This window comes from Neorhizobium sp. S3-V5DH (assembly GCF_004343065.1).
In the GTDB taxonomy this organism is placed as follows: Bacteria; Pseudomonadota; Alphaproteobacteria; order Rhizobiales; family Rhizobiaceae; genus Neorhizobium; species Neorhizobium huautlense.
Map to the genome: position 1 here is coordinate 1 of NZ_SMCL01000004.1, position 24,038 is coordinate 24,038.

Below are 24,038 nucleotides of genomic sequence, written 5' to 3' on the forward strand. Positions count from 1 at the left end.
CCCTTCCGCAGTTGCGCTTCACTTCGCTCGCCATGACCAGCTTACGGTGGGACTTCCACCCACAAGAATGCGCCCATGCTGGGCGCACAACGAAAGCGGCCGGGTTTTGAAGCCCGGCCGCTTTTTTGTCTCGTGAAGACGAACCGTCAGTCGACGTCGGCCACTTCCACATCCGCCTTGCCGCTGATGCGGTGTGCGAGCGCTGCCTCCATGAACTCGTTCAAATCGCCATCCAGCACATCGCCGGGCGCCGTGCTTTCCACGCCGGTGCGCAGATCCTTCACCAGCTGATAGGGCTGAAGCACGTAAGAGCGAATCTGATGCCCCCAGCCGATATCCGTCTTTGACGCGGCTTCCGCGTTCGCAGCCTCTTCCCGCTTCTTCAGCTCCGCTTCGTAGAGGCGGGCCCGCAGCATGTCCCAGGCCTTGGCACGGTTCTTGTGCTGTGACCGCTCCTGCTGGCACTGAACGACGATGCCGGAGGGAATATGCGTGATGCGCACGGCGGAGTCGGTGGTGTTGACGTGCTGGCCGCCTGCACCGGAGGAACGATAGGTATCGATGCGGCAATCGCTCTCGTTGATATCGATGTTGATCGAGTCGTCGACCACCGGGTAAACCCAGATCGACGAGAAGGATGTGTGGCGGCGCGCATTGCTGTCATAGGGCGAAATGCGGACCAGGCGGTGGACGCCCGATTCGGTCTTCAGCCAGCCATAGGCATTGTGGCCCTTGACGAGGATCGTCGCGGACTTGATGCCGGCCTCTTCGCCGTCATGCACTTCCAGAAGTTCGACCTTGAAGCGCTGACGTTCGGCCCAGCGGGTGTACATACGAAGCAGCATGTTCGCCCAATCCTGGCTCTCGGTGCCGCCGGCGCCGGAATGGACTTCGAGATAGGTGTCGTTGCCGTCCGCCTCGCCGGAAAGCATTGCCTCCACCTGACGGCGTCCGGCTTCGACTTTCAATGCCTTCAGCGCATCTTCGGCTTCCTTGACGATCGCCTCGTCGCCCTCTTCCTCGCCGAGTTCGATGAGTCCGATGTTGTCGTTAAGCTGCTGGTCGAGAGCCTTCACCCCGTTGATGCCGTCATCGAGCTGCTGACGCTCGCGCATCAGCTTCTGCGCTTCCGCCGCATCGTTCCAGAGGTTGGGATCCTCAGCCTTGTTGTTCAACCAGTCCAGTCGTCTTACCGCCTGATCCCAGTCAAAGATGCCTCCTCAGCAGGCTTATGGCCTGCTTGATTTCGTCGACTATATTGATGATTTCCGCACGCATGGCGCTTGCTTTTCACTCTTCATTTTGGGTGTTTCTCGGTGCCGAGGACATAGTTGCACCGGACCGGGATGTAAAGCCCAGGCCCGATGGCTATCCGTCATCGACGGGTCAGAAGAGACCCGGCATGCCCGAAGTCACGGCCTGCTGAGCCTGGGGCGAGTTGTTGAAGATCTGGTCCTGGGTCAGGTATTCCCCTTCGCCGATGACCTGGAAGACGTCAGCCGGGCCGGTGCCGGGTTTGAAGCCTTCGACGATCGTATCGGGTTCGCCTTCCATTGCAGCCATGCCGGTCTTGCGGTTCACGGCGACGAACTGCATGCCTTCCGGAACATGGAACTTTTCGGCCGGCGTCAGCTTGGCGGCTTCGGCCAGGAACTTGCCGAAGATCGGAGCGGATAGAGACCCGCCGGTGCCGCCTCTGCCGAGAGGGGCAGGCGTGTCGAAGCCGAGATAGAGGCCGGCGACCAGGTTCGGCGTGTAACCGACGAACCAGGCGTCCTTCTCGTCATTGGTGGTGCCGGTCTTGCCGGCGACCGGGCGATCCTTGACCGGGATCTTGCCGGCGGCCGTACCACGTGTAACCACGCCCTCCATCATCGAAGTGATCTGATAGGCGGTCATCGGGTCGAGAACCTGTTCGCGGTTATCGACAACAGTCGGCTCTTCCTGGTTCGCCCAATCATTGGCGTTGCAACCTTCGCAGGTCCGTTCCTCGTGGCGGAAGATCGTCTTGCCGTACCGATCCTGAATGCGGTCGATAACGGTCGGCTTGATCTGCTTTCCACCATTGGCGAACACGGCATAGGCGGAAACCATCCGCATGACCGTCGTTTCGCCGGACCCGAGGGACATGGCCAGGACGGGCATCATCTTGTCATAAATGCCGAAGCGCTCGGCATATTCAGCGACGAGCTCCATGCCCATGTCCTGCGCCAGGCGCACCGTCATCTGGTTTCGCGACTTTTCGATACCCGTGCGCAGCGTCGAGGGGCCGGCGGATTCGCCGCCGTAGTTTTCCGGCCGCCAGACCTGGCCGCCAGAGACGATTTCAATTGGAGCGTCCATGATGACCGACGCGGGCGTATAGCCGTTGTCGAGCGCTGCGGCATAAACGAAAGGCTTGAACGAGGAGCCCGGCTGGCGCATCGCCTGGGTGGCGCGGTTGAACTCGGATTGCGAATAGGAAAATCCGCCCACCATGGCGAGCACGCGGCCCGTATTCGGGTCCATCGCGACCAGACCGCCCTGCACTTTCGGCGGCTGACGCAACCGGTAGGTCTTAGATGCCTCGTTGATCGGTTCGACGTAAACGACATCCCCCGGCTTCAGCACACCGTCCGGCGACTTCGCCGTCTTGCGGGTGCCGGAGGCATCACGGAACGCCCACTTCATATCGTCTGCCGCGATCACGCCGGTCTCGCGGGCAGGATCAACCTTGCCGCCCGCGTCGGTCGAAGGCTGTAGCCCGATCGAAACCGATTTGGCTGAAACCTCGGTGACGACGGCAAGCTTCCACTCCGGCACATCGCGCAGCGGGGGCAGCTTGGCGAGTTCAGGTCCCCAGTCACCCGTCACGCTGATCTGAGCGGCAGGGCCATGGAAACCGCGACGTTCGTCATAATCCAGGAGACCCTCCTGGAGGACCCGACGCGCGATGACCTGGAGATCGGGATCAAGCGAGGTGCGCACCGACAGGCCACCTTCGTAGAGCGACTTGTCGCCGTAACGCTCAATGATTTGGCGGCGAACCTCTTCAGAGAAATAATCGGATGCAAAGAGATGCGTGCCCGTACGGCGCTGCTTGACGCCAAGCGGCTGCTTCTTGGCATCGTCCGCATCGGCCTGGGTGATGTAACCATTCTCCGCCATACGATCGATGACCCAGTTGCGGCGCTCGAGCGCCTGCTTTTCGCGACGGAACGGGTGATAGTTGGCAGGTCCTTTGGGAAGCGCGGCAAGATAGGCCGCCTCCGCCGTGGTCAATTCCGTTACCGATTTGTCGAAATAGGTCAGTGCGGCGCCGGCAATGCCGTATGAGTTAAGGCCGAAGAAGATTTCGTTCAAATAAAGCTCGAGAATCTTGTCCTTCGAATAGGTCTGCTCGATGCGGAACGATAGTATGGCTTCCTTGACCTTGCGGTCGATGGTCTGGTCGGCAGTCAGAAGAAAGTTCTTCGCGACCTGCTGGGTGATCGTGGAAGCACCCTCTGGGCGCCTGCCCGAACCGAAATTCTGGAGGTTGGTCAGGATCGCACGGCCGAGGCCGGTAATATCGATGCCCGGGTGGTTGTAAAAATTCTTGTCTTCCGCCGAGAGAAACGCCGCCTTCACGCGATCGGGAACCGCCTGGATGGGCAAAAACAGCCGCCGCTCTCGTGCATATTCTGCCATCAACGCGCCATTGCCGGCGTGAACACGCGTTGCAACCGGCGGCTCGTAGGACGCCAGCACCTCGTAATTCGGCAATCCCTTGGTCATCCCTGTGAGGTAGATACCCACACCGGCGGCTACGACCAAAAACAGGACGCAAGCCAATCCAAAGAGATAACCAATCAATCTGATCATATCGAAGCTACCGTTCAGCTTTCATTCGGCGCACGAAACGCACCATCGCATGGTTTGACGCGTTTTGCACGGTGATTGCGGCAACGCAAGGTGGAAGCGGATCAAACGTCCGTCATAAATTGCATCTCACACCCACTGAGTAATCGCTGGAATGTGAGTAAAATAGGGCTCCGACATCCGTTTTGGATCAGGCCGTGCGGTTCCGCAGACATTCCAAGGGTCCTGTGGCAGGCAGGCCACGGAACAGCCTGTCTCAACCGCCGTTAGCCAGCGCCCGGTCCCGATAGCGTCGCACGGCGTCAGCTAGCCGATCGGTGACCTTTGTACGCCAGGCCTCATCGAGCAGGAGCTTCTCGTCTTCGGTATTGGAAAGGAAGCCCAACTCGAGCAGGACGGAGGGGATGTCAGGGGCGCGCAAAACCTGAAAACCGGCATAGCGATGCGGGTTGTTGATCAAACCGATCTGACCTTCGAAGGATTCAACGACATTCGAGGCGAGCGCGACGGAAAAGGCCTGCGTCTCGCGCCGCGCCAGATCGAGCAGAATGTCGGCCACTTCCGGCGGACCGCTGTGGATGCTGAAACCTGCGAGTTCGTCCGAGAGGTTTTCGCGCGCCGCGAGATTTTCGGCCATGCGGTCGGAGGCCCGGTCGGACAAAGTATATATGGTTGCGCCGCGGATATCCTTCTGCGCCAGCGTATCGGCATGCAGTGAAACAAAAAGGTCCGCATGTCCCTGGCGAGCGAGCGTAACGCGCTCGGACAACGACAGGAAGGTGTCGTCGTCGCGGGTCAGGAATGCCTTGATGCCCGCGATCTTGTTCAGCCGCTCGGAAAGCATCCTGGCGAAAGCCAGCGTGATCGTCTTTTCCGACGTCTTGGTCGCCGCACCGGTCGCGCCGGCGTCGATTCCGCCATGTCCGGCATCGACTGCGACCGTGAAAACATTGTCCTGTTCACCCGTGGCCAAGGCGTTCGGTGCGGGTTCGACCGGCATCTGCCAATCCTGCGTCTTCACGAGGTCGCTGAAGATCTCCTTCGAGGTCATCTCCGCGTCCAGCACCAGACGGAAGGTGCCGTTTTCATTCGGCTGCGTTTCGGCGAGCACCAGCTTAACCGGCTTCTTCGCCGTCAGCACGATGCGGGCGCTCGATTCGTCCATCGTACCGTAGCGAATGTCCCTGAAGAGCCCACGGGCCGAAAGATCCTCGGCGGGAAAGCCGAACGCTGTTGCGGGCAACTCGACGACCACCCGCTCGGGTGCAGCGACATAATGAACGGAAAATTCCGGTTTCTTCTCGAAATCGATTACGATGCGGGTGCGCGCGTCGTCACCTGCGACCCGTGCGCTGAATGCCAGAAGGGTCTGCGTCGAGGCATGCGCCGGCAGCAACGGCAAGGCGACTGCAACGACCATTAGAAAGAGCAGTGCAGGAATGATTCGCGTCAACGCCAGCTTCGGCCGACCGTTATGGGCTACGACCGCCCTTGCCTTCACACTCGCCCTCAACTCGAAACCCGCATCAAAGACCCGCCACCTGCCTATAAGATCCGCCGCCAAGCGCCCGCTTCGGAAGGCGTTTACCCCTCCGGACACGCGAATCATTCACCCGTTCCATGCCACTCATAAGAGCGCTAATTCCATCCAGAATATGGCAAACTTGGCTTTTCCCTTGCTATTGTGACAGATAAACCATACAACGCGAATGAGGGTTAAAGTGTTGACGGGATAGTCTGTCGATAGGCCGCCAGCCACAGTGGAAACTGGCGCCGAAGACCGGCAGTCATCCGCCGTCGTTACACTTTGTCCTGATACTCGATCCATCCGGCGGTGGCCGGAACAATCCCGGGTGGCATGCCACCCACCGCTCATACGGAGCACATTCATCGGGCCTTTTCAGGGCCTATAGTATCGTCATTCTCGTTTGGTCTTTGATGTCACGGCACAAATTTCAGAACCTGGAAGGACTGAGGGAGCGAGGAGCCCCGTCATCTTTCCGGTTGCCGTCACAGCCGCGCCTGACGGGAGCATATTTATCCGGCGCAACGACCGTACTGCATGACGGCCCAGTCCTCGCGGCAGGCTCTACTGCACCCTCCCGGCGGCGCCGAGGAGCAGAATTTCAATGGCAGACAAAATGCTTATCGATGCGTCTCACGAAGAGGAGACGCGCGTAGTCGTCGTTCGCGGCAACCGGATCGAGGAATTCGATTTCGAATCGCAGCATAAGAAGCAGATACGCGGCAACATCTATCTGGCAAAGGTAACGAGGGTCGAGCCCTCATTGCAGGCCGCCTTTGTCGATTATGGCGGCAATCGCCACGGCTTCCTGGCCTTCGCGGAAATCCATCCGGACTATTACCAGATCCCGCTTGCCGACCGTCAGGCCCTGATGCAGCAGGAAGCGGAAGACCAGCGCAAGATTGCAGAAGCCGAGGCAGCCGACCCGGCGACCGATCCCGCCCAACAGGAGCAGCCGGATATCGGCATTGCTTCCGTTCCGCCCCCGGCGGATGAACCTGTCAGCGAAGCCGGATCGGAAGCAACCGAAGCCAGCCCGAACGAAGCGGCCGCGGAACAAGAGAGCGAAAAGCCGAAAGCCAAGCCGAAGCGCAGTCGCTCCCGCAAAAAGCCGGTCGAAGCCGCTGCGGAGGAAACTCCAACAGCCTCCGAGGATGCGCCGAGCGAAGGTGACGTCCCCTCGTCCAGCGAGACCAGCGGCGACGACGAAGGATCCACGCCTGGCGAAATGGCTGCGATGGTCGATACCGATTCGATTTCGGAAGATGTCGATATCCGTCGCGGCCGCGACGACGTGGACGACGACGATGACGACGACCACGGTGAGAAGGAAGTTATTGAATCGGTCGGCGCCGAAGACGCGATGGAAGAAGTTCCGGACCGGATCGTCCGCAAGCCGCGCAAGCAGTACCGCATCCAGGAAGTCATCAAGCGCCGCCAGATCCTGCTTGTGCAGGTCGCCAAGGAAGAACGCGGCAACAAGGGTGCCGCCCTCACGACTTATCTTTCGCTTGCCGGCCGCTATTCGGTGCTGATGCCGAACACGGCGCGCGGCGGCGGCATTTCCCGCAAGATCACCCAGCCGCAGGACCGCAAGCGCCTCAAGGAAATCGCCCGCGAACTGGACGTGCCGCAGGGCATGGGCGTCATCCTGCGCACCGCCGGCGCCAACCGCACCCGCGTCGAGGTCAAGCGCGACTTCGAGTACCTGATGCGCCTGTGGGAAAACGTCCGCACGCTGACATTGAACTCGACCGCACCCTGCCTCGTTTATGAAGAAGGTTCGCTGATCAAGCGCTCGATCCGCGACCTCTACAACAAGGATATCTCTGAGATCATCGTGTCGGGCGAGGAAGGCTATCGTGAAGCGAAAGACTTCATGAAGATGCTGATGCCGAGCCATGCCAAGGTGGTCCAGCCCTATCGCGACCTGCATCCGATCTTCTCGCGTTCCGGCATCGAGGCGCAGCTTGATCGCATGCTGCAGCCGCAGGTGACGCTGAAGTCCGGCGGCTACCTGATCATGAACCAGACGGAAGCGCTCGTCGCCATCGACGTCAACTCCGGCCGCTCGACCCGCGAACATTCCATCGAGGAAACGGCGCTCCAGACGAACCTCGAAGCCGCCGAAGAGGTGGCGCGCCAGCTTCGCCTGCGCGACCTTGCCGGCCTGATCGTCATCGACTTCATCGACATGGAAGAGAAGCGCAACAACCGCGCTGTCGAGAAGAAGCTGAAAGATTGCCTGAAGAACGACCGCGCCCGCATCCAGGTCGGCCGCATCTCGCATTTCGGCCTGCTCGAAATGTCGCGCCAGCGCATCCGCGCCTCGGTTTTGGAATCGACGACCCAGATCTGCTCGCACTGCGGCGGCACCGGCCACGTGCGCTCACAGTCGTCGGTCGCGCTGCATGTGCTGCGTGGCGTCGAGGAATATCTGCTCAAGAATACCACGCATGACATCAACGTCCGCACGACGCCGGACATCGCGCTCTATCTCCTGAACCACAAGCGCGGCACAGTCGTCGATTACGAGAACCGCTTCGGCGTCTCGATCTTCATCGAGTCGGATGTCAGCATCGGCTCGAACCATTTCGCGATCGACCGCGGCGAGCCCGTGGAGAACCCGGTCAAGATCGAAAGCCTGATGCAGTTCGCCGCCATCCCCGTCGAAGAGGATGATGACGACGTCATCATCGAAGCCGATGAGGACGAAGAGGAAGAGATCGCGGCCTCGGCCTCGCAGCCAGCTGCCGCCAGCGCCGAGCGTACTCCGCAGGGCGACGACCAGAATGGCCGCAAGCGCAAGCGCCGCCGCCGCCGCCGCAACCGCAATGGCGAACGGGGCACGGACGCCCAGGCAGCACAGGGCGGCAGCGAGAATGTCATTGGCGACGACGAAGATGGCGACGAAGGCGAAGACGACGTCGCGGAAGTCTCCGAAGTCGATGCTGCCGCGGACACCGATGAAAACAACCGCCGCAAGCGCCGCCGCCGCGGCAAGCGTGGCGGTCGTCGCAACCGCAATGGCGACGACGAAGGCAGTGAATTGAGCGCCGACGATGCCGGCGATACGGATGAAGTTGAGAGCGACGAAACGGCAGTTGCCATCGAAGTCTCTGAAGAGACTCCGGCTGAGGCGGTCACCGTCGCCGCCGAGCCGGAAGCAGCTCCGGTTCTTGAAACCCCGACGAAACCCCGGCGGTCGCGTCGTGGAAAAGCGACCGTGGTAGACGCTCCGGCTATCGAGGACGTATCGCCGCCGGTCGAAACCATGGTGGAACAGGTCGAAGCCGCGCTTGGCGAAGAGCCTCAGGCACCTGCGGCAACAGCCGTGCAGCACATCGCGCCTGACGAGGTAGAGCAAGCGGATGCCGAGGACGCAAAGCCGGTGCGCGCCAACCGCGCATCGAATATCTCCTCCTCGTCCGAAGCTGTCGTGAAGAGTTCGGATCCGGCCGCCGCGCAGGAAACCGATGGCGACGCCGCAAAGCCGAAGAAGGCCGGCTGGTGGCAGCGCCGCGGCTTCTTCTGATTTGCCAGAGTGATAACTTTTGAAGACAACGGCCGCGCCAGACGCGGCCGTTTTGCGTTGGCGGCGTCCGAATCGCGCATGAGAAACTGAATCAACCGGATAAGGGATCGATTCCGAAAAACTCGCTATCGTCCTGAAGACGAATCAATTTTCCGGATTCGAGAAGCCCGCCTATACGCAGTTGTGATGAGCCCAAATTGCCGAGATGTGATTTTGCGGCTTTTCGAAAGGTACGCCTGGCTTATTTTGGGCGCAAACCGAAACAATGGTCGCAGGATTCGCTTGCGCCGACCAATGAGGATAAGGATGACCCACACCTTGAAAACGCTCGCCACCAGTTCGATGCTGGCATTGGCTGTTTTTTCTGCCGCGCCGGCCGTCGCATTGGATGAGCAGCAGAAAAAGGAGATGGGTGCTTTCATCCGCGAATACCTCATCGAGAATCCCGAGATTCTCATTGAGGCGCAGAACGCGCTGGAAGCGAAACAGCAGTCGAAGCGCGTCGAGCAGTCCATGAAGGGCATCGCCGACAACCGCCAGCAGATTTTTTCCTCCCCGACCGACATCACGCTCGGCAATCCAAAGGGCGATGTCACGGTCGTCGAGTTCTTCGACTACAATTGCGGCTACTGCAAGCGTGCGCTCAGCGACATGGATGACATTCTTGCCAAGGATAACAATGTCCGCTTCATCCTGAAGGAATTCCCGATTCTTGGACCGGATTCACTTGCCGCGCACCGTGTGGCCAATGCGGTGCGCCTTCTCGCACCGGAAAAATATGCCCAGTTCCATCGCACGCTGCTCGGCGCAGAGGAGCACGCGTCGGAGGCCACGGCAGTTGCAGTCGCTACCTCCCTCGGGCTGAGTGAGGCCGCAATCCGCAAATCCATGGCCGAGAAGCCGAACGACGATATCGTGCGGCAAGCCTACCAGCTCGCCAACAGCATCGGCATTACCGGCACCCCGACCTATATCCTCGGCGACGAGGCTGTCTTCGGTGCCGTCGGCTCCGAAGTGATCGAGGAAAAGGTCGCCAACGTCCGCGCCTGCGGCAAGGCAACCTGCTGAGCGCGCCATATTACTCATCAAATGTTCCGTCGCAGTGGACGCCCCGGCTTTCGGCATGCCGGGGGCTTTTCCTTGCGCGCTTGCCGGTCTATAGGTGGCCCTGAATTTCTGGATGGAACAACAGATCACTGATGAGCAAGACGGTCTTCGTCCTCAACGGCCCCAACCTCAACATGCTGGGAAAGCGCGAGCCCGGCATCTACGGCGGCAAGACACTCACGGATGTTGAAAACGACTGCATCGCGGCTGGTCGGGATCTGGGTTTCGATGTCGATTTTCGCCAGAGCAATCATGAAGGCGACCTCATCGGCTGGATCCACGAAGCCGGCGAGAAGGCCGTGGGCGTCGCGATAAACGCGGGCGCCTATACCCACACTTCGATTGCGTTGCATGATGCGATCAAGGCCATTTCCGTTCCCGTGGTGGAACTTCATATTTCGAATGTGCATGCACGGGAGGAATTCCGTCACCATTCGATGATCGCACCGGCTGTAAAGGGCGTGATCTGCGGCTTTGGTACCGCAAGCTACATTCTTGCGCTTCACGCCTTGAAATCCATTACCGCCTGACAAGATAAACAGAACAATAGGGTTTGCCATGTCTGAGAAGAAGAATGGGATCGACAAAGGATTGATCCGCGACCTCGCGAACATCCTCAACGAGACCGACCTGACCGAAATCGAAGTCGAGCAGGAGGACCTGCGCATCCGGGTCTCGCGCGCCGGAACGACACAGTATGTTCAGGCACCAATCGCATCCGCTCCGGCATTTGCTCCTTCGGCGGTCGCCGCAGCGCCGACCCCTGCAGCTCCGGCACCGCAGGACAACAAAAACGCCGTGACGGCGCCGATGGTAGGCACCGTCTATCTCGCGGCCGCCCCGGGCGCCCGCGCCTTCATCGAAGTGGGCGCTACCATCAAGGAAGGCCAGACGCTGCTGATCATCGAGGCCATGAAGACGATGAACCAGATCCCATCGCCGCGCTCCGGCAAAATCACGGAGATCCTGGTCAACGACTCGCAGCCTGTCGAGTATGGCCAGCCACTCGTGATCATCGAGTAAGGCCCGGTCCATGATTTCCAAGATCCTCATAGCCAACCGCGGTGAGATTGCACTTCGCGTGCTTCGCGCCTGTAAGGAACTGGGCATCGCGACCGTCGCGGTCCACTCCACCGCAGACGCAGACGCCATGCATGTGCGGCTTGCCGACGAAAGCGTCTGCATCGGCCCGCCGCCGTCGCGAGAGAGCTATCTGAACATCCATCAGATCGTTGCGGCCTGCGAAATCACCGGCGCCGACGCCGTTCATCCGGGCTACGGTTTTCTGTCGGAAAACGCCAAGTTCGCCGATATCCTCGACGCGCACGGCATCACATTCATCGGCCCGACAGCCGAGCACATCCGCATCATGGGTGACAAGATCACCGCCAAGCTGACCGCGCAGGAACTCGGCATTCCCGTCGTTCCGGGTTCCGATGGCGAGGTCAAGCCGGAGAACGCTCTGGAGATCGCCCGCAAGATCGGTTTCCCCGTGCTTATCAAGGCCACAGCCGGCGGCGGCGGTCGCGGCATGAAGGTCGCCAAGACGGAAGCGGATCTCGAAGAAGCCGTCTCCACGGCACGCTCCGAAGCTTTGGCCGCTTTCGGCAATGACGCGGTCTATATGGAGAAGTATCTCGGCAAGCCGCGCCATATCGAAATCCAGGTGGTCGGCGACGGCGAAGGCAATGCGATCCATCTCGGCGAACGGGATTGCTCGCTGCAGCGCCGGCACCAGAAGGTTTGGGAAGAGGCCAACTCGCCTGCCCTCAATGTCGAACAGCGGATGAAAATCGGACAGATTTGCGCCGATGCGATGAAAAAGCTGAAATACCGCGGCGCCGGCACCATCGAATTCCTTTACGAGAACGGCGAGTTCTATTTCATCGAGATGAACACCCGCCTGCAGGTGGAGCATCCGATCACGGAAGCCATCACCGGGATCGATCTCGTCCATGAACAGATCCGAGTGGCATCGGGCGGCGGGCTATCGGTAAAGCAGGAAGACATCGTCTTCTCCGGCCATGCCATCGAATGCCGCATCAATGCTGAAGACCCGCGTACCTTCGTACCGTCACCTGGGACGATCACCCATTTCCATGCCCCCGGGGGCCTCGGCGTGCGCGTCGATTCCGGCGCCTATGCGGGCTACCGTATCCCGCCATACTACGACAGTCTGATCGGCAAGCTCATCGTGCACGGGCGCACCCGCGTCGAATGCATGATGCGTCTGCGTCGCGTTCTGGACGAGTTCGTTGTGGACGGAATCAAGACAACCCTGCCGTTGTTCCAGGACCTCGTTTCAAACCCGGACATAGCCAACGGCGATTACGACATCCACTGGCTGGAGGATTATCTGGCCGGGGACAAAGCGCACTAGAGAAAGACCTGGATGGCAGGGCGGCGCGGCAGATATTACCCGGCGATCACTCCGGACATACTGCTGCGCGCCTATTCCATCGGCCTTTTTCCGATGGCCGAATCCTCCGACGACCCGGAAATCTTCTGGGTCGAACCGGAAATGCGCGGCATCCTGCCCCTTGACGGTTTTCATATCTCGAAAAGCCTTGCCAAAACGGTCCGAAAGAGGCCGTTCGATATTCGCTTCGACACGGCCTTCGAGCGGGTGATCACCTACTGCGCCGAACCCGCTGAAGATCGGCCAAGCACCTGGATCAACACCACCATTCGCAAACTCTATACGGAGCTGCATCGGATGGGGCATGCGCACAGTGTCGAGGCGTGGGAAGACGAGGAACTGGTAGGTGGTCTCTACGGCGTATCGTTGGGTTCAGCCTTTTTCGGGGAAAGCATGTTTTCCAGGCGCACCAACGCCTCGAAGATCTGCCTTGTTCATCTTGTCGAACGTTTGAGAGCAAAGGGCTTTACGCTGCTCGACACGCAGTTCACCACCGAACACCTGAAGACCTTCGGTGCGATCGACATCCCCAAGGATGAGTATCTCAAGCTTCTCAAGAAAGCGGTCGATGTGCCGGACAAAGAGTTCTGACGCCTAGTTCGTCGCCTTGGGCGGCGGCACGTCCGAGCTCGGCTTGCAGCCGGTCAGCCAAACGTCATAGATCGGGTGCTCGACGGCATTCAGGCCGGGGCTGTCGGCAAACATCCAGCCGGTGAAGATGCGCCGGATCTTGCGGTCGAGCGTGATCTCATCGACTTCTATAAAGCCGTCTATCTTCTGTGCTTCCGTATCGTCGCGCGAATAACAAACCTTCGGCGTCACCTGAAGCGCGCCATACTGCACGGTCTCGTCGACATAGACGTCGAAGGTCGTGATGCGGCCGGTAATCTTGTCGATGCCCTTGAATACGGCAACAGGATTGGAGACACGCGCAGCAAAAGCCCCTTCCCCCGCAAAAACGGAGATTGCCGCCATCACCGTGCCGGCGACCAGTTTTCGTGGGGAAAGCTTCATCCGTGTCATTCCGTGTCCCGTCTCGACAACATGTCAGAGTCGACGCCTAAGGCCCGATTATGGCCAAAACAGGTGTCAGTTGCCGGGGGTCCAGGCGTCATAGTCGCCGGTCACGCGCGGACGTTCGCCGGTCGCAGCAAGCGAGCCCTTGGGACGATATGCGAGCGGCGTACCGGTCATGTTCGGCTTGTGGGACTTTTGCCAGTCACGCGCCTTGTAGTCTTCCTGCGATGGGGCAATGTCGGTGCGATAGTGCATCCAACCGTGCCAGCCCGGCGGAATGGCGGAGGCTTCAGCATAGTTCTTGTAGATAACCCAGCGCTTGGGAGGCCCCCAGGACGTCAGAGGGCCTTCGTAATAAACGTTGCCCAACTCGTCTTCACCAACCTTCTTGCCGTGACGCCAGGTGAAGAACCGCGTCCCGATCGTCTGTCCATTCCACCAGGTGAAAATCTGCAGCAGGAGGTTTTTCATGAATATTCCGTCGGCTTGGCAAACAGGAGAGGTACCATAGACATGGCTGATCCGCTTATGCCGCTTGATCTTAGGGATGTCCAGTGATTCCCGTTGTCGCAGCCGTCATTTGAGCCGCATCTTGAAGCCGAAATGGCTCTTGGCGAAGCCGAGGCGCTCGTAAAAACGGTGCGCATCGACGCGCGCCATATTGGAGGTGAGCTGGACGGACCGGCAGTCGCGGCGCCTGGCCTCTTCGATCGCGTAGCCGATCATCTGCGCACCGATCCCTTGGCCGCGCATGTCGGCTCGCGTCTGCACCGCTTCTATAATCATCGAAAGCGATCCCCTGCCCGTCAGGGCGCGGTTGAAGAGGACCTGAAAGGTACCCACCACTTCGCCCCCACGTTCAGCCACGAAAAGCTGCTCGTTCTGGGAGGCGTCGATCATGTGGAAAGCGCGCAGATAGTCCTCGAAAGCCTCGTCCGCCGTCGTGTCTGCGTGGCCGCCGATAGCGTCTGCGGCAAAGAGGGCAATGAGTGCGGCAAGATCCGTTTCCCGTGCCCGGCGGATCAGCAGATTATCCGTCACCTGTTTTCCTTTCCGACAAGAATCAGCAATGATCGGTGCGGGGACCATAGAGGGATCGGGTAATGGGACAAAGGCTTGCGGCGGTATTATTCTCACTGGGAGTAGCCGCGTTCACAATCACCAACGCTCAGGCCCGCAACGCGATCGCCTTTTCCCAGGCGCCTGAAATGAGCAGCGGCACCTGCGTCGGCAAGTCGATCCGCAAAGCGCTGGACTGCGCAAAGAAGCAATGCGTCGACGGCGGCGGCACGGCGGAAGATTGTCTCGAAACGACCGCTTGTTTTCCCGCCGGTTGGAGCATCGACATCTTCGTACAACAGAAAGACGGACCGCATTGGCATGAAGTGCACTGCGGTTTCGACAGCAAGGAAACAGCACTGCAGGCTTCCAAATCCGTCTGTGATCGCAAACGGCGCAAGGATCTCATCGAATGCAGTGTAGTCACGATCTACAACGAGGACGGCAAGGCACTCGAGCCTCCCGCCGAGTGAGCCTATTTTTCAGGCTGGCAGGCGCTTCTCCAGAATGACCGCCGGCAGACCGGAATTGGGAGCTCCCCATTCCTCCATGCGGTCGACCTCGGAAAATCCGAGCCTGGTGTAAAAGGAAATCGCACGGACGTTTTGCAGCGCCACCTCGACGCGCATGATCTCCGCATCCGGAAAACAGGTTTCGAGTTCGGCAAAGATATCGCGCCCGATGCCTTCGCTCTGGCAGGAGGGCCTGACGTAAAGCTGGTGAAGCATCGCCGTCTTGGCCATCTTCGGATACACGGCGGCGTAACCGATGCCGCCGATGCCCTTGCCGTTGTCGGCAACCAGGAATTCGCCTTCTCTTTTTTGAATTCGCGATCGAATGGCGGCAAGGGAATGCCAGCCATCAATCATCTTCTGCACCCGTTCGGACCCGTAAAATGGATCGTAGGTGGCATGAAACGTTTCCGCCAAAAGGCTGCGGATTTGCTCCACATCCCGTTCTCCGGCGGTGCGTACGAAGTAGACCATGGGTCTATTCTTCTATGCCCAGTTTGGCTTTTACGAGGGCTTGGACAGCCTGCGGGTTGGCCTTGCCGCCGGTCGCCTTCATGACCTGACCCACGAACCAGCCAGCGAGCGTCGGCTTTGCCTGCACCTTGGCAACCTGATCCGGGTTGGCGGCAATGATCTCGTCGACAGCTTTTTCGATCGCGCCGGTGTCGGTCACCTGCTTCATGCCGCGGGCTTCGACAATCTCGGCCGGATCCCCGCCCTCGTTCCAGATGATCTCGAAGAGATCCTTGGCGATCTTGCCGGAGATAGTTTCGGACTTGATGAGATCGATGATCGCGCCGAGCTGAGCGGGCGAAACCGGAGTCTGATCAATGTCTTTGCCGGCTTTGTTCAAGGCGCCAAGCAGGTCGTTGATGACCCAGTTCGCAGCGATCTTGCCGTCGCGGCCTTCGGCGACGGCTTCGAAATAATCGGCGATCGCCTTTTCCGAAACGAGAACCGAGGCATCATAGATCGACAAGCCGAGGTCGCGTACGAAGCGTGCCTTTTTATCGTCCGGCAGTTCGGGAAGATGCTCTTTCAATTCGGCAATGAAAGCGTCGTCGAATTCGAGCGGCAGCAGGTCAGGATCGGGGAAATAACGATAGTCGTGTGCGTCCTCCTTGGAGCGCATCGAGCGGGTTTCGCCCTTGCCCGGATCGAAGAGACGGGTTTCCTGGTCGATCGATCCACCGTCCTCGAGGATGGCAATCTGGCGACGTGCCTCGTATTCGATCGCCTGGCCGATGAAGCGGATCGAGTTGACGTTCTTGATCTCGCAACGGGTACCGAATTCCGCGCCCGGACGGCGGACCGAAACGTTGACGTCGGCGCGCATCGAGCCCTCGTCCATGTTGCCGTCGCAGGTGCCGAGATAACGCACGATCGAACGCAGCTTGGTCATATAGGCCTTGGCTTCGTCGGACGAGCGCATGTCGGGCTTGGAGACAATTTCCATCAGCGCCACGCCGGAACGGTTCAGGTCCACATAAGACATGGTCGGATGCTGGTCATGCATCGACTTGCCGGCGTCCTGCTCCAGATGCAGGCGCTCGATGCCGACCTCGATATCCTCGAATTGACCCTGGCGGTCCGGGCCGAGCGAGATGACGATCTTGCCCTCGCCAACAATCGGATCCTTGTACTGGGAGATCTGATAACCCTGCGGCAGGTCCGGATAGAAATAGTTCTTGCGGTCGAAAACGGAGCGCTTGTTGATCTGCGCCTTGAGGCCGAGGCCGGTGCGTACCGCCTGCTTGACGCATTCCTCGTTGATCACCGGCAGCATGCCGGGCATGGCGGCATCGACCAGCGATACGTTGGAATTGGCAGGCTTGCCGAATTCGGTGGAAGCGCCCGAAAAGAGCTTGGAATTGGACAGAACCTGGGCGTGCACCTCCATGCCGATGATAACCTCCCAGTCGCCGGTTGCACCGGGAATGAAGCGTTTCGGGTCAGGCGTGCGGACGTCAACAATGGTCATCTGATGCTCGTGAAATGGTCTCGATTATTTTGTCTGGAGGTAGAGCAAATGGCGATGAGGCGCAAGCTTTAGAAGCTCGGTCCATAGGTATCCGGCGCTTCCACCACGAGACGCTTGGAGAGCCCTACCGATTGCACATCCCGGTCGATCTTGGGCGAATAGGCCACAGTCAGCCAGTTGACCGAATAGCCGTGCTTTTCGAAGAAGCCGACAGCCTCCGTATTGCGGGCGTGGGTTTCGACCCGCGCAACCTCAAATCCCTGATGGACGATCTGTGCTTCAATCTCTTCCAGAAGCAGCTTACCGAGCCCCTGGCCCTGAAATGCCGGATCGATCCAGAAATCGGAAATCAACTCGTCCAGCTTCTCGCGCGCAGCCCAACCGGCGACATTGCCGCCCTGCTCTACGATCGTAATCGTGAGCCACGAGGAATGGGTGAAATTCTGGAAGGCGGAAAAGGCGCTTTCCCGCATATCGGTCATCTCGCCGATCGAGATCATGGCCTTTTCCCAAGCGCGAAATCCCACTTCCGCAAGGGTATCCACTTCATCTTCACGCGCATTGCGAATGCTGGCCATGGCACCCCCTGTTGTTGCGCCAGTAGAACACTGAGTCTTGCCTTTTGCCAGCAGAACATCGGCCGGACTGCATAATGCAGCTTGACGCTTGGGGAAAACGTGCTAGCAGCGAATTCGTACCGATGGAGTTTTGATGTTCTCTTCCGTGGAGACCTTCTAAGGGGCCGGTCAGCGACGTAAGCCGCACCGGCCCAGACAAAAACGAGAGCCCCGACGCCAACCAAAGCGCCGGCAACGTTTTTGTGCGCTCGCGAGCGAGCGCCTATCCGGACATCAAGACCAATGGACATCTCCCGCGCCGAACAGCGCATCCTCCACCTGCTCGCCCAGGGCGGCAGGATCGAAATCACCCGCGACGAAAACCGCAAGATCGAAAAGCTGCAGCTCTTTACCCGCGAAGGCTGGGTTTTCTCCCGCATCGATCTGATCACTTTCCGCAAACTCAAGCAGAAGAAGGCGATCCGATCCAAAGCTGGCAAGCCTTACCGCATCACCGAAAGGGGGTTGGTGCTGGTGAGAGCCGAACAGGACAACCGGTAGTCAGGAACCGATATCCCGCGTCGATATTGACGCGGGATATCCACTGCGAGCTGCGTCCCGGTCCGCCATCGGCGGCCTAACCATGCTCTCGTTCGCCACCCATTCCTGCACTACAAAAGGCGTCATCTCAACCGCCCTCCAAGAACCGGCAACTCGTCCCAGAAAGACTCGGAACAAACCAACGCCGGTCGTGTTGATCGAGCATCTGGATCTGGAGGCCTCCAAATGAAACTGCTTGCCCTCACCACAGCCGCCGCCCTCTCCTTTTCGGCGAGCGTGCCCTATGCTCAACAGACCCCTGAGACGCCACCGAGTTCCCCGCCCCAGGCGGATGCGCCTCCCCGCGACGCGCCACCGCCCGCAGCACCGGCCGAACAGGATCAGGATACGGTCAAAGGCGAATGGCGGATGCATCCGCCGCTCCGTGAGAGAGGGGCGCGCTTCCGGATCGAGACAGGCCGTACGACCATCGATCTTCGCTGCCCAGACGGAGAGCCGGCGAAAGACTGCGCCGATCTCCTCCTGCAGGTGCTTGACCGGCTACAGGGGGACACGTCCTCGGACAGCAACGACCGCCGCGACTATGACCAGGACCGTCAGCGTTCCCGCTGGGATAGATGAGAAGATAACGGCGGCATCTGGGCCCACCGCCTATCAAGCGAGCAACTCCGCCTTCATCGCCGACCATTCCTCGGCGACCGTTCCCACACGTGCTTTACCGGCGCGGCGATACCAGTAGTCCGCATTCCAATCATCGCCTTCGATGCGATGGCAAAGCGCGTGGCCCCAGTCGAAGGGCTTTTCGCCCTCGTGAGCCTGGCAGATTTCGTGGACCGCCTGCCAATCCGCGCCCATTGTGAAGCCGGCAGCCGCAAGACGGTCAAAGGCTGCGACCAATTTTGCCAAATCTGAGTTCTCCATGACCGTTTCCTCCTCCGTTAAGGGCGGCCAAGCATCTTTTCCAGATGCACCTTTTCCAGCTCGACGCCCATGGCTTTGGAATGTTCAAAACCGCGCCAGACAATAGCAAAGCCGCAACGCTCATACAGACGGATAGCGCCGAAATTCTTTGCATGGGTATCGAGGCGGACCGTCCGCAGACCTTCCGCTGCGATCACGTCGCAAAGATGAAGGAGCAGCGACCGACCGACACCGCGACCCTGGCGATCCGGGCGAACCCAAAGATCCGACACATAATTCGGTGCGTTTTCGCGCGCGCCCCAACCGACAATCTCTCCATCCAGCTCCGCGACATGGATCTCGGCGCCACCTTCTGACGGAAAGATCGCGAACTCATGTTTTACCCGGACAACCACCTCGGGATCGAGATAGCTCTCCTCGAACGCATCACTGGCGGACCAGGCCGCAAAACCGACTTCGCCGACCACGTGGTGATCGGCGATTATCATTTTCCGGATTTTAAGACCGCTTACCACCACTTTGCCGGCGTGAACCGACCGGCGGCCTGTTCGATGACATGGGCAGTGCGGAACAGCGTTTCTTCCTCAAAGGGTTTGCCGATCAGCTGCAGACCGAGCGGCAGGCCCTTGTGGTCCAGACCGGCAGGAACGGCAATGCCCGGCAGACCAGCCATGTTCACGGTCACGGTGAAGATGTCGTTCAGATACATCTTCACCGGATCGGAAGCCAGATCCTCGTCGGCGACGCCAAAGGCAGAGGACGGGGTAGCGGGCGTCAAGATGGCATCGACGCCGGCATCGAAGACGAGCTCGAAGTCGCGCTTGATGAGGGTGCGGACCTTCTGCGCCTGCAGGTAATACGCATCGTAGTAGCCAGCGGACAGAACATAGGTACCGATCATGATGCGGCGCTTGACTTCCGTACCGAAGCCGGCGGCGCGAGTCTTTTCGTACATATCGACGATGTCCGTGCCGTCGACGCGCAGGCCGTAGCGCACGCCGTCGTAGCGAGCAAGGTTTGAAGACGCTTCCGCCGGCGCCACGATGTAGTAGGCCGGAAGTGCGTATTTGGTGTGCGGCAGGGTAATGTCGACAATCTCGGCGCCGGCATCCTTCAGCCAGGCGATGCCCTGCTGCCAGAGCTTTTCGATTTCGTCCGGCATGCCGTCGACACGGTATTCCCTGGGAATGCCGATCTTCATGCCCTTCAGCGACTGGCCGAGCGCGGCCTCGTAATCCGGCACTGGCAGATCGACCGAGGTCGTATCCTTGGCATCGACGCTTGCCATGGATTTCAACATGATCGCGGCATCCCGCACGTCACGGGCGATCGGGCCTGCCTGATCCAGTGAAGAGGCGAAGGCGACGATGCCCCAGCGCGAGCAGCGGCCATAGGTGGGCTTGATGCCGACGGTGCCGGTGAAGGCTGCCGGCTGGCGGATCGAGCCGCCGGTATCGGTCGCCGTCGCGCCGGCGCAAAGATGTGCCGCAACGGCCGCGGCCGAACCACCGGACGAACCGCCCGGCACCAGCTGCTGATTGGAGCCCTCGGCCTTCCAGGGGTTGATCACCGCACCGTAATGCGACGTCTCGTTGGAGGAGCCCATGGCGAACTCGTCCATGTTGAGCTTGCCCAGCATGACGGCGCCATCGTCCCAGAGGTTCTGAGACACGGTCGATTCATATTTCGGTTTGAAACCGTCGAGGATATGCGAGCAGGCTTGAGTATGGACGTCGCGGGTGGCGAAAAGATCCTTAATGCCGAGCGGGATGCCCTCCAGAGCACCGACCTTGCCGGCAGCACGGCGCTCATCCGAAGCCTTGGCCATATCCAGGGCCTTTTCCGGCGTGACGGCCACATAGGCGTTCAGCACGCCGTTAGCCGCTTCGATCGCATCGAGATAAGCCTTCGTCAGCTCGACGGACGTCAATTCCTTGGCCTTCAGTTTTTCGCGGGCTTCGGCAATGGTGAGGCTGGTGAGTTCGGTCATGGTCTCTTCAAAATGTTCGAATACGTGAAAAGGAGAGAAGCGGCGCTGTCCGCGCTCACTCGACGACCTTCGGCACCAGGAAGAAATTGTAGTCGGTGGACGGCGCATTGGCCACGATGTCGTCCGCCTTGTCGCCATCCGTGACATTGTCGGTGCGCTTGCGCATTTCCATCGGGGTCACAGAAGTCATCGGCTCGACACCGGCGACGTCGACTTCGCCGAGCTGCTCGACAAAGCCGAGGATACCGTTCAGCTCGCCGACCATGCGATTGGCATCTTCCTCGGTGACCGCAATGCGGGCAAGGCGCGCGACGCGCTTCACAGTGGCGAGATCGACGGACATGGCATAACTCCGGGCAAGAAAAATCCTCCCCGCTATAATGGCCACGCCCGCCCTTCGCAACAGGATAACGCGCGCCAGCTCAACGCGCGGCCACTCCCCGCTCGACCAAGCCTCAATAGCTCAGGCTGGCCCCCACGGACGGCGTTTCCACGCGGGTGCGGGTGCCTTCCATGCCTTTGACGAATTTTTCCGGCGTCTGATCGATGATGGGGAAGCTTCCGTAGTGGCAGGGAATGGCGTGCTTGAAATCGAAGAAGCGTTGGCAGGCAAGCGCGGCGACGGCCCCGCCCATCGTGAACCGGTCGCCGATCGGCACGATGCCGATATCCGGCTGGTGCAGTTCGTTGATCAGCCCCATATCGGTAAAAATGTCGGTATCGCCCATATGCAGCACGGACGGTTCGTCGTCAAAATGCAGCATCAGTCCATTTGCATTGCCGAGGCTATGGGAAACGCCGTCCTCGGTGATCTGCGCAGAGGAATGGTGCGCCTGAGTGAAGGTCGCGGTAAAGCCGTCAAAGGCCACCGTTCCACCGGTATTGCCCATTTCAAGCTTTTCGACGCCCTTGCTGCCGAGCCATGCGGCAAGGTCGGCATTGGCAAGAACCGTTGCGCCGGTTTCCTTAGCAATCCTGACGGTATCGCCGACGTGATCGCCATGGCCGTGGGTCAGCAGAATATGGGTCACTCCCTCTGCCGCGGCTTTTGCATCCTGCCCGCTAAAGGCGGGATTCCCTGTGAAAAATGGGTCGATCAGTATCTTCGCCTTTGCGGTTTCTAGGCGAAAGGCGGAATGGCCGAGCCAGGTCAGCTTCATGAAATTACTCCTGCTATACGGGTCAACATGGTAACGACAGATAGCCGATATGGAGCTAAAGGAAAGGGGCGGAGCGAGGAACCAGCGGCCGCTTCACCACAGGGAACGGAGAGCAAATGGCAGTGATGACGATCGAGGAACTGGCCGAAGCCCTCGAGCCCGCGCAGGCAATCGCCGGTATCGATCTCGGCACGAAAACGATCGGGCTTGCCATGTCGGACATCGGCCGGCGGTTTGCCTCCCCTCGTCCGGTCATCAGGCGGGTGAAATTCACCAAGGACGCGGAACTGATGCTGAATTTCGCGGAAAAGGAAAAGGTGGCGGCTTTCATCATCGGCCTGCCGGTAAATATGGACGGTTCGTCCGGGCCTCGCGTCCAGGCAACCCGAGCCTTCGTGCGTTCTATGGGCGAGAAGACCCCCATTCCCTTTGTCTTCTGGGACGAACGGCTTTCCACGGTCGCGGCCGAGCGGGCGCTTCTTGAAATGGATGTTTCCCGGGCAAAGCGGGCCGAGCGGATCGATTCCGCTGCGGCAAGCTTCATTCTTCAGGGAGCTCTCGACAGACTTTCCTCGCTCCGCAGGGAAATCTCCTCCCGCGACGCCTGACGCTGACGCCACCAGGCAGCAATCTGCCGGCGCTTGCGGAACCCGATGATCGCAAAAACGATCAGACTGTCGAACGCGATGGCACGGGCCACCAGCGGGGGAATGGTCTCCGGCGGTATGCCCAGGACATGCCCGTATATCTGAAAGACCAGATCATGCGTCTGACGCGTCAGCATGAAGAAGCCGAAGCTCATGTCGTAGTAGGAGAGCCCGTACCAGCTGGTCAGCAGCAAGACGGGCCCGGCCCATAAAATCAGGAACCACTTCATGCGGTCCTCCCCCTCGGCTCGACCGGATACATCTCCGGCGCCATGAGCCATCTCGTTAGCGCCATGACACTCAAAACCACAGCCGGAACGGCAATATTCAGTGCCAGCATGGCGAAGATTGCGGTCATGGCGACCAGCAATGCCTTACCCCTTACTGCAGTTCCCATGTCGTCCGCGTCCCGATCATCTTTGGTTAATGATGCGTTAACGTCAAACTTAGAGGGCCAGAGATTTACCGCAACGGAAACCGCGGCGCATGGTTAATTCGAAGAGGCGGGACTGTGGAAAAGTCGATCAGCCATAGATGGCGCGGACCAGGCGGGAGATGGCGCCCACGACCTTGTCCCAGTCCTTGTTGGTGCGCAGCGCAACGCCGGCGAACTGCCCGCTCACGGCGGCCGAAATCACAAGATGCTGGATTGCGGCAAACAGGATCGCGTTGGTGGTCGTGGCGTCGACACCCTTGGGCGGTGTCAGCGATCCCCGCATCCGGTCCAGCCATTTGCCGAGAGCCTTCGTTCGGGCTTCCGAGAGGCGGCGAACCTGCGGCGTGTCCTGCGAGACCTCCCAGGCAACGATCTTGCAGACGAGTGGATCGTCGCGCAGCGCCTCCATGAAATAGATCGCAAGCTTCTCCATCAGGTCGCCATAGGTCAGCAGGAACATGCCGCCGGTGTCTTCCGGTATCCGTTCCTTGACCCAAGTGCCGAGATCAGCGCCGATCGCCTCGATCAAACCTTCGAGGCCGCCGTAGTAGCGGTAGATAAGTTGTTTGTCGCAACCGGCCTTGCGGGCGATGGCATTGATACCGAAGCCCTGGAATCCCTGTTCGGCCAGAAGATTACGCGCAGCGAGAAAGATCGCGCGTTCCGTGCTGGCGCGATTGCGCACTTTTGCAGCCGGACTTGCCTGCGCCGTGACTTCGGGGATCTGGAGCATCTGTCGCCTGTACCAATTGAGCTTGTCATCGCGATAAA

27 protein-coding genes are annotated in these 24,038 nt (G+C 59.7%); 10 read left to right on the forward strand and 17 right to left on the reverse strand.

Annotated elements, in window-relative coordinates; translation table 11 throughout:
- Nucleotides 1–146: 146 nt before the first annotated feature.
- The 3 genes from prfB to EDE09_RS08020 all read right to left on the reverse strand — a co-directional run bounded on the left by prfB (nt 147) and on the right by EDE09_RS08020 (nt 5,260).
- A protein-coding gene (gene prfB / locus EDE09_RS08010; protein ID WP_162712562.1) for a peptide chain release factor 2 occupies nt 147–1,278 on the reverse strand; the annotation gives its coding sequence in 2 pieces (ribosomal slippage) (nt 147–1,208 and nt 1,210–1,278; 1,131 coding nt in all).
- Between the two features lie 108 nt (nt 1,279–1,386).
- Complete coding sequence (locus tag EDE09_RS08015) at nt 1,387–3,843, reverse strand: penicillin-binding protein 1A (RefSeq protein ID WP_112823792.1); 2,457 nt, start codon at nt 3,841–3,843, stop codon at nt 1,387–1,389.
- Nucleotides 3,844–4,096: 253 nt separating this feature from the next.
- Nucleotides 4,097–5,260 carry an N-acetylmuramoyl-L-alanine amidase gene (locus EDE09_RS08020; protein ID WP_112803718.1) on the reverse strand — a complete coding sequence of 388 codons (1,164 nt, stop codon included), beginning with the start codon at nt 5,258–5,260 and terminating at the stop codon, nt 4,097–4,099.
- A 709-nt stretch (nt 5,261–5,969) separates the two neighbouring features.
- Between EDE09_RS08020 and EDE09_RS08025 the strand changes: the two genes are divergently transcribed.
- The 6 genes from EDE09_RS08025 (at nt 5,970) to aat (ending at nt 13,017) form a co-directional block, all read left to right on the forward strand.
- Complete coding sequence (locus EDE09_RS08025; RefSeq protein ID WP_132409685.1) at nt 5,970–8,900, forward strand: ribonuclease E/G; 2,931 nt, start codon at nt 5,970–5,972, stop codon at nt 8,898–8,900.
- A gap of 306 nt (nt 8,901–9,206) precedes the next feature.
- The gene (locus EDE09_RS08030) at nt 9,207–9,968 is read left to right on the forward strand and encodes a DsbA family protein (RefSeq protein ID WP_132409687.1); all 762 of its coding nucleotides are present in this window, start codon (nt 9,207–9,209) and stop codon (nt 9,966–9,968) included.
- A gap of 131 nt (nt 9,969–10,099) precedes the next feature.
- The gene (aroQ, locus tag EDE09_RS08035) at nt 10,100–10,537 is read left to right on the forward strand and encodes a type II 3-dehydroquinate dehydratase (RefSeq protein ID WP_105371865.1); all 438 of its coding nucleotides are present in this window, start codon (nt 10,100–10,102) and stop codon (nt 10,535–10,537) included.
- 28 nt (nt 10,538–10,565) lie between these two features.
- Nucleotides 10,566–11,030, forward strand: coding sequence for an acetyl-CoA carboxylase biotin carboxyl carrier protein (gene accB / locus EDE09_RS08040; protein ID WP_105371866.1), 465 nt, complete (start codon nt 10,566–10,568; stop codon nt 11,028–11,030).
- 10 nt (nt 11,031–11,040) lie between these two features.
- Nucleotides 11,041–12,387: an acetyl-CoA carboxylase biotin carboxylase subunit gene (gene accC / locus EDE09_RS08045; protein ID WP_105371867.1), complete on the forward strand. Its 1,347-nt coding sequence runs from the start codon at nt 11,041–11,043 to the stop codon at nt 12,385–12,387.
- Nucleotides 12,388–12,399: 12 nt separating this feature from the next.
- Nucleotides 12,400–13,017, forward strand: coding sequence for a leucyl/phenylalanyl-tRNA--protein transferase (gene aat / locus EDE09_RS08050; RefSeq protein WP_112800489.1), 618 nt, complete (start codon nt 12,400–12,402; stop codon nt 13,015–13,017).
- A 3-nt stretch (nt 13,018–13,020) separates the two neighbouring features.
- Here the strand turns inward: aat and EDE09_RS08055 are convergent, their stop codons facing one another.
- The 3 genes from EDE09_RS08055 to EDE09_RS08065 form a co-directional block, all read right to left on the reverse strand.
- Nucleotides 13,021–13,440 carry a DUF2155 domain-containing protein gene (locus EDE09_RS08055; protein ID WP_112800491.1) on the reverse strand — a complete coding sequence of 140 codons (420 nt, stop codon included), beginning with the start codon at nt 13,438–13,440 and terminating at the stop codon, nt 13,021–13,023.
- Between the two features lie 75 nt (nt 13,441–13,515).
- A complete protein-coding gene (locus EDE09_RS08060; RefSeq protein WP_105371870.1) occupies nt 13,516–13,914 on the reverse strand; it encodes an NADH:ubiquinone oxidoreductase subunit NDUFA12 in 399 nt (132 codons plus the stop codon).
- A 105-nt stretch (nt 13,915–14,019) separates the two neighbouring features.
- The gene (locus EDE09_RS08065; RefSeq protein WP_132409689.1) at nt 14,020–14,532 is read right to left on the reverse strand and encodes a GNAT family N-acetyltransferase; all 513 of its coding nucleotides are present in this window, start codon (nt 14,530–14,532) and stop codon (nt 14,020–14,022) included.
- A gap of 14 nt (nt 14,533–14,546) precedes the next feature.
- Here EDE09_RS08065 and EDE09_RS08070 point away from each other — a divergent pair, with 14 nt between their 5' ends.
- Entirely contained in the window at nt 14,547–14,975 is a 429-nt protein-coding gene (locus EDE09_RS08070; protein ID WP_112800497.1) for a hypothetical protein, read from the forward strand.
- Between the two features lie 9 nt (nt 14,976–14,984).
- Here EDE09_RS08070 and EDE09_RS08075 read toward each other — a convergent pair whose 3' ends face one another.
- From EDE09_RS08075 to EDE09_RS08085, 3 genes are all read right to left on the reverse strand, one after another.
- Complete coding sequence (locus EDE09_RS08075) at nt 14,985–15,488, reverse strand: GNAT family N-acetyltransferase (protein WP_105371873.1); 504 nt, start codon at nt 15,486–15,488, stop codon at nt 14,985–14,987.
- Nucleotides 15,489–15,492: 4 nt separating this feature from the next.
- Nucleotides 15,493–16,995 carry an Asp-tRNA(Asn)/Glu-tRNA(Gln) amidotransferase subunit GatB gene (gatB, locus tag EDE09_RS08080; protein WP_132409691.1) on the reverse strand — a complete coding sequence of 501 codons (1,503 nt, stop codon included), beginning with the start codon at nt 16,993–16,995 and terminating at the stop codon, nt 15,493–15,495.
- A gap of 68 nt (nt 16,996–17,063) precedes the next feature.
- On the reverse strand, nt 17,064–17,573 hold the full coding sequence (locus tag EDE09_RS08085; RefSeq protein ID WP_105371875.1) for a GNAT family N-acetyltransferase: 510 nt from the start codon (nt 17,571–17,573) through the stop codon (nt 17,064–17,066).
- A gap of 282 nt (nt 17,574–17,855) precedes the next feature.
- Between EDE09_RS08085 and EDE09_RS08090 the strand changes: the two genes are divergently transcribed.
- Together EDE09_RS08090 and EDE09_RS08095 are read left to right on the forward strand one after the other, a co-directional pair.
- Nucleotides 17,856–18,113: a YjhX family toxin gene (locus EDE09_RS08090; protein ID WP_105371876.1), complete on the forward strand. Its 258-nt coding sequence runs from the start codon at nt 17,856–17,858 to the stop codon at nt 18,111–18,113.
- Nucleotides 18,114–18,338: 225 nt separating this feature from the next.
- Entirely contained in the window at nt 18,339–18,734 is a 396-nt protein-coding gene (locus EDE09_RS08095; protein ID WP_207914823.1) for a hypothetical protein, read from the forward strand.
- A 33-nt stretch (nt 18,735–18,767) separates the two neighbouring features.
- On the opposite strand, the gene EDE09_RS08100 is transcribed toward EDE09_RS08095, so the two are convergent.
- The 5 genes from EDE09_RS08100 to EDE09_RS08120 form a co-directional block, all read right to left on the reverse strand.
- The gene (locus tag EDE09_RS08100; protein WP_112800500.1) at nt 18,768–19,034 is read right to left on the reverse strand and encodes a hypothetical protein; all 267 of its coding nucleotides are present in this window, start codon (nt 19,032–19,034) and stop codon (nt 18,768–18,770) included.
- A gap of 17 nt (nt 19,035–19,051) precedes the next feature.
- On the reverse strand, nt 19,052–19,522 hold the full coding sequence (locus EDE09_RS08105) for a GNAT family N-acetyltransferase (protein WP_112800502.1): 471 nt from the start codon (nt 19,520–19,522) through the stop codon (nt 19,052–19,054).
- A gap of 20 nt (nt 19,523–19,542) precedes the next feature.
- Nucleotides 19,543–21,024 carry an Asp-tRNA(Asn)/Glu-tRNA(Gln) amidotransferase subunit GatA gene (gene gatA / locus EDE09_RS08110; protein ID WP_132409693.1) on the reverse strand — a complete coding sequence of 494 codons (1,482 nt, stop codon included), beginning with the start codon at nt 21,022–21,024 and terminating at the stop codon, nt 19,543–19,545.
- Nucleotides 21,025–21,079: 55 nt separating this feature from the next.
- Nucleotides 21,080–21,367, reverse strand: a complete 288-nt coding sequence (gene gatC / locus EDE09_RS08115; RefSeq protein ID WP_112800507.1) for an Asp-tRNA(Asn)/Glu-tRNA(Gln) amidotransferase subunit GatC — start codon at nt 21,365–21,367, stop codon at nt 21,080–21,082.
- 112 nt (nt 21,368–21,479) lie between these two features.
- Complete coding sequence (locus EDE09_RS08120; protein WP_112803707.1) at nt 21,480–22,184, reverse strand: metal-dependent hydrolase; 705 nt, start codon at nt 22,182–22,184, stop codon at nt 21,480–21,482.
- 116 nt (nt 22,185–22,300) lie between these two features.
- Between EDE09_RS08120 and ruvX the strand changes: the two genes are divergently transcribed.
- The gene (ruvX, locus tag EDE09_RS08125; RefSeq protein ID WP_112803710.1) at nt 22,301–22,792 is read left to right on the forward strand and encodes a Holliday junction resolvase RuvX; all 492 of its coding nucleotides are present in this window, start codon (nt 22,301–22,303) and stop codon (nt 22,790–22,792) included.
- On the opposite strand, the gene EDE09_RS08130 is transcribed toward ruvX, so the two are convergent.
- The 3 genes from EDE09_RS08130 to EDE09_RS08135 form a co-directional block, all read right to left on the reverse strand.
- Nucleotides 22,732–23,061 (reverse strand): DUF6105 family protein, encoded by a 330-nt coding sequence (locus tag EDE09_RS08130; protein WP_112803712.1) that lies wholly within the window; start codon nt 23,059–23,061, stop codon nt 22,732–22,734. The genes ruvX and EDE09_RS08130 overlap by 61 nt on opposite strands.
- On the reverse strand, nt 23,058–23,228 hold the full coding sequence (locus EDE09_RS28120) for a hypothetical protein (RefSeq protein WP_165924139.1): 171 nt from the start codon (nt 23,226–23,228) through the stop codon (nt 23,058–23,060). The genes EDE09_RS08130 and EDE09_RS28120 overlap by 4 nt, the downstream gene beginning before the upstream one ends.
- Before the next feature lie 127 nt (nt 23,229–23,355).
- Nucleotides 23,356–24,000, reverse strand: coding sequence for a TetR/AcrR family transcriptional regulator (locus EDE09_RS08135; RefSeq protein WP_112803714.1), 645 nt, complete (start codon nt 23,998–24,000; stop codon nt 23,356–23,358).
- Nucleotides 24,001–24,038 lie beyond the last annotated feature (38 nt).

Coding starts and splice junctions, on each gene's coding strand:
- EDE09_RS08015 (WP_112823792.1), bottom strand. CDS start 3,843: ATGATCAGATTGATTGGTTATCTCTTTGGATTGGCTTGCGTCCTGTTT.
- EDE09_RS08020 (WP_112803718.1), bottom strand. CDS start 5,260: ATGGTCGTTGCAGTCGCCTTGCCGTTGCTGCCGGCGCATGCCTCGACG.
- EDE09_RS08025 (WP_132409685.1), top strand. CDS start 5,970: ATGGCAGACAAAATGCTTATCGATGCGTCTCACGAAGAGGAGACGCGC.
- EDE09_RS08030 (WP_132409687.1), top strand. CDS start 9,207: ATGACCCACACCTTGAAAACGCTCGCCACCAGTTCGATGCTGGCATTG.
- aroQ (WP_105371865.1), top strand. CDS start 10,100: ATGAGCAAGACGGTCTTCGTCCTCAACGGCCCCAACCTCAACATGCTG.
- accB (WP_105371866.1), top strand. CDS start 10,566: ATGTCTGAGAAGAAGAATGGGATCGACAAAGGATTGATCCGCGACCTC.
- accC (WP_105371867.1), top strand. CDS start 11,041: ATGATTTCCAAGATCCTCATAGCCAACCGCGGTGAGATTGCACTTCGC.
- aat (WP_112800489.1), top strand. CDS start 12,400: ATGGCAGGGCGGCGCGGCAGATATTACCCGGCGATCACTCCGGACATA.
- EDE09_RS08055 (WP_112800491.1), bottom strand. CDS start 13,440: ATGAAGCTTTCCCCACGAAAACTGGTCGCCGGCACGGTGATGGCGGCA.
- EDE09_RS08060 (WP_105371870.1), bottom strand. CDS start 13,914: ATGAAAAACCTCCTGCTGCAGATTTTCACCTGGTGGAATGGACAGACG.
- EDE09_RS08065 (WP_132409689.1), bottom strand. CDS start 14,532: ATGGTCCCCGCACCGATCATTGCTGATTCTTGTCGGAAAGGAAAACAG.
- EDE09_RS08070 (WP_112800497.1), top strand. CDS start 14,547: ATGGGACAAAGGCTTGCGGCGGTATTATTCTCACTGGGAGTAGCCGCG.
- EDE09_RS08075 (WP_105371873.1), bottom strand. CDS start 15,488: ATGGTCTACTTCGTACGCACCGCCGGAGAACGGGATGTGGAGCAAATC.
- gatB (WP_132409691.1), bottom strand. CDS start 16,995: ATGACCATTGTTGACGTCCGCACGCCTGACCCGAAACGCTTCATTCCC.
- EDE09_RS08085 (WP_105371875.1), bottom strand. CDS start 17,573: ATGGCCAGCATTCGCAATGCGCGTGAAGATGAAGTGGATACCCTTGCG.
- EDE09_RS08090 (WP_105371876.1), top strand. CDS start 17,856: ATGGACATCTCCCGCGCCGAACAGCGCATCCTCCACCTGCTCGCCCAG.
- EDE09_RS08095 (WP_207914823.1), top strand. CDS start 18,339: ATGAAACTGCTTGCCCTCACCACAGCCGCCGCCCTCTCCTTTTCGGCG.
- EDE09_RS08100 (WP_112800500.1), bottom strand. CDS start 19,034: ATGGAGAACTCAGATTTGGCAAAATTGGTCGCAGCCTTTGACCGTCTT.
- EDE09_RS08105 (WP_112800502.1), bottom strand. CDS start 19,522: ATGATAATCGCCGATCACCACGTGGTCGGCGAAGTCGGTTTTGCGGCC.
- gatA (WP_132409693.1), bottom strand. CDS start 21,024: ATGACCGAACTCACCAGCCTCACCATTGCCGAAGCCCGCGAAAAACTG.
- gatC (WP_112800507.1), bottom strand. CDS start 21,367: ATGTCCGTCGATCTCGCCACTGTGAAGCGCGTCGCGCGCCTTGCCCGC.
- EDE09_RS08120 (WP_112803707.1), bottom strand. CDS start 22,184: ATGAAGCTGACCTGGCTCGGCCATTCCGCCTTTCGCCTAGAAACCGCA.
- ruvX (WP_112803710.1), top strand. CDS start 22,301: ATGGCAGTGATGACGATCGAGGAACTGGCCGAAGCCCTCGAGCCCGCG.
- EDE09_RS08130 (WP_112803712.1), bottom strand. CDS start 23,061: ATGAAGTGGTTCCTGATTTTATGGGCCGGGCCCGTCTTGCTGCTGACC.
- EDE09_RS28120 (WP_165924139.1), bottom strand. CDS start 23,228: ATGGGAACTGCAGTAAGGGGTAAGGCATTGCTGGTCGCCATGACCGCA.
- EDE09_RS08135 (WP_112803714.1), bottom strand. CDS start 24,000: ATGCTCCAGATCCCCGAAGTCACGGCGCAGGCAAGTCCGGCTGCAAAA.